The sequence below is a fragment of the Psychroflexus sp. MES1-P1E genome (assembly GCF_002836055.1).
Taxonomy (GTDB): domain Bacteria; phylum Bacteroidota; class Bacteroidia; order Flavobacteriales; family Flavobacteriaceae; genus Psychroflexus.
On sequence record NZ_PJBS01000007.1, the window covers coordinates 1 to 936 of the forward strand.

The 936-nt window shown below is 34.0% G+C and carries 1 protein-coding gene; it reads left to right on the top strand.

What is annotated here, in order from left to right:
- Positions 1 to 39 precede the first annotated feature (39 nt).
- The gene (locus CXF67_RS00060; RefSeq protein WP_102086914.1) at positions 40 to 933 is read left to right on the top strand and encodes an IS1595 family transposase; all 894 of its coding nucleotides are present in this window, start codon (positions 40 to 42) and stop codon (positions 931 to 933) included.
- Positions 934 to 936: the final 3 nt, after the last annotated feature.

A 936-nucleotide genomic window follows, 5' to 3' on the forward strand; every position in this document is an offset into this window, starting at 1 on the left:
TTAAATGCTTATCTTAGTTGACAGTAAATATATTGAATTATGGACATATTTAAGGGTCAAAATCTTCTAGAGTTCTCTGATCGGTTCAAAACTGACGAAGATTGCAAAGAATACTTAGCATATTTGAAATCACAAACACCATATAAGTGCTTGAAATGTAACCACACTGCTTGTCAATTTCTCAAGAATTTTGGCAGACAATGCAACATCTGCGGACATACTGAATCTGCCACTGCAAATACGCTTTTTCATAAGGTCAAGTTTGGTATTAGAAAAGCTTTTTTTATATGTTTTGAAATGTCAACGACAACCAAGAGCTTATCAGCCAGTTATATGGGAGTTCGTTATGGCGTTACAGAAAAGACAGCTCGATTGTTTATGCTTAAGATACGGGAAGCGATGTCTTCCAGCGGCAATAACCCAATGGATGGAGTTGTTCACGTAGATGAATTTGTTTTAGGTGGAAAGGAAAAAGAAAAAGTTGGTAGAAGCTATCACAGTAAGAAAAAGAAAGCTATAACGGCAGTACAACTCACCGATGACGGTAAAGTAAAAAGAATGTATGCAATGAAAATTGATGACTTTTCAGCAGAATCATTACAGTATATATTTATCAATCATATTAGTAGAGAAGCAGAGGTGGTTACCGATAAGTGGAGAGGATATAGACCCATAGCAAAAGCTTACAATATCACCCAAATTGAAAGTAACAAAGGATTAAACTTTAAAGCTTTGCACACTATGATACATCAAGTGAAATCCTGGATAAGAACCACATATTCTTGGGTTAGTGAGCACAATTTAAATAGGTATTTTAACGAGTTCTGTTTTAGAATAAATAGATCACAGAGTAAAGCGACCATATTCAATAACTTAATCGTTAAAATGGTAGAATCTGATAAAATGTATCAAACACAAATTATAAGTAACTAACTA

Coding starts and splice junctions, on each gene's coding strand:
- CXF67_RS00060 (WP_102086914.1), top strand. CDS start 40: ATGGACATATTTAAGGGTCAAAATCTTCTAGAGTTCTCTGATCGGTTC.